This is a genomic window from Rhodococcus sp. R1101 (genome assembly GCF_000278445.1).
Taxonomy (GTDB): Bacteria; Actinomycetota; Actinomycetes; order Mycobacteriales; family Mycobacteriaceae; genus Rhodococcus; species Rhodococcus gordoniae.
This window is the reverse complement of record NZ_AJVB01000670.1, coordinates 1-1,660: the sequence shown is the minus strand read 5'-3', so window position 1 is coordinate 1,660 and position 1,660 is coordinate 1. Positions and strand designations below refer to the sequence as shown.

At 64.6% G+C, this 1,660-nt stretch carries 1 protein-coding gene; it reads right to left on the bottom strand.

Features of this window, described 5'->3' with window-relative positions; translation table 11 throughout:
- On the bottom strand, positions 1 to 1,395 hold a 1,395-nt coding region (locus R1101_RS0123035; protein ID WP_016935552.1), incomplete at its 3' end, for a glyceraldehyde-3-phosphate dehydrogenase.
- Positions 1,396 to 1,660 lie beyond the last annotated feature (265 nt).

Here is a 1,660-nt window from a genome sequence, read left to right as displayed (position 1 = left end):
GTACTGGACGGTGCGCACCACCTGGCACGAGTAGCCGAATTCGTTGTCGTACCAGACGTAGAGAATGGCGGTGTCGCCGTCGACGATCGCGGCGTTGGCGTCGATGATGCACGCCGCGCGCGATCCGATGAAGTCGCTCGACACTGCGTCGGTGGCCGAGGTGTAGTCGAGGTTGCGGCGTAGCGCCCCGGTGAGCGACTCCTGGTGCAGGTGCTCGAGCACCTCTTCCTTGGTGGTCTCACGAGTCAGCTGAAGGTGAAGAATCGCGACGGAGACATCCGGCGTAGGGACGCGGATCGAGTTGCCGGTGATCTTCGCTTTCAGATCGGGAAGTGCCTTCGCGACCGCCGAGGCGGCCCCGGTCTCGGTGAGCACCAGGTTGAACGGCGCGGAACGACCCCGGCGGTCGGCCTTGTGATAGTTGTCCAGCAGGTTCTGGTCGTTGGTGAACGAGTGCACCGTCTCGACGTGACCACGCACCACACCGAATTTGTCGTCCATGGTCTTCAGCGGCGGAACGATGGCATTGGTGGTGCAGGACGCGCACGACACGATCTTCTCGTCCGGGTCGAGGTCGCGGTGGTTGACGCCGTGCACGATGTTCGGGAGATCACCCTTACCCGGTGCGGTGAGCACCACCTTGGCGATACCGGGGCGGAGATGCTTCGACAGCCCGTCGCGGTCGCGCCAGATTCCGGTGTTGTCGATCAGGATGGCCTTGTCGATGCCGTACTCGGTGTAGTCGACGCTTTCCGGATCGTTGCTGTAGATGAACTTGATGACATTGCCGTTGGCGATCAGGGCGTTGTTCTCGGTGTCGACCTTGATCGTGCCGTTGAACTGTCCGTGGACGGAGTCGCGACGCAGCAGAGAGGCACGCTTGGTCAGGTCGTCGTCACCTCCCTTACGGACCACCACAGCACGCAGGTTCAGCCCATTGCCCGAGCCTGCCTTCTCGATGAGCAGACGGGCGACGAGCCGGCCGATTCGCCCGAACCCGTACAGGACCACGTCCTGCGGTTTCGCGGGGCTCGTCTGCGCGCCGCCGACCAGATCCGCGAGGCTCTCAGCGACGAACTCCGGGATGGACCGTCCGGCCCCCTCGGCGTGATATGCCGTCACCAGCAGGCCGAGATCGATCTTCGACGGTTGCAGATCGAGATCGGTCAGCGCTTCGAGGAACGGGAATGTCGCCTCGACGGACAGCTCGTCGCCGCGGATCTGCCGCGCGAAACGGTGGGTCCGCAGAATGCCGATGACCGATTTGTTCACGAGGGAGCGGCTGTGGAGCAGGATTGTGACCGAATGCCGGCGGTGCAGACCGCCGATGATCGGGATCATTGCTTCCGCAATGGCCTCCTGGGAGTTCCACTGTGACAATTCCGGGGTGCTCACTGCGCTCCTCTGCCTTTCGGGCTCGTCTGACCCGTCGCAGGCTGGGGGTGCCGCCCGGACGAGGCGCACGCCACTCGCCGGTCGGCGTTCCGGATCGGTGGAACCGTTCGCGACCGACACCGATTACGGCGTGCGCAACGCCAAGCATAGGAAAGTGCTCCCGCGGGTCGACGACCGGCGTCGCCGAAGCCGGTTCGCCCGGATCTCTTGCTCCTCGGCCCGCCGTACCCCGTCGACCGATTCCGGCCGGAGCCAGGCTTCCCGC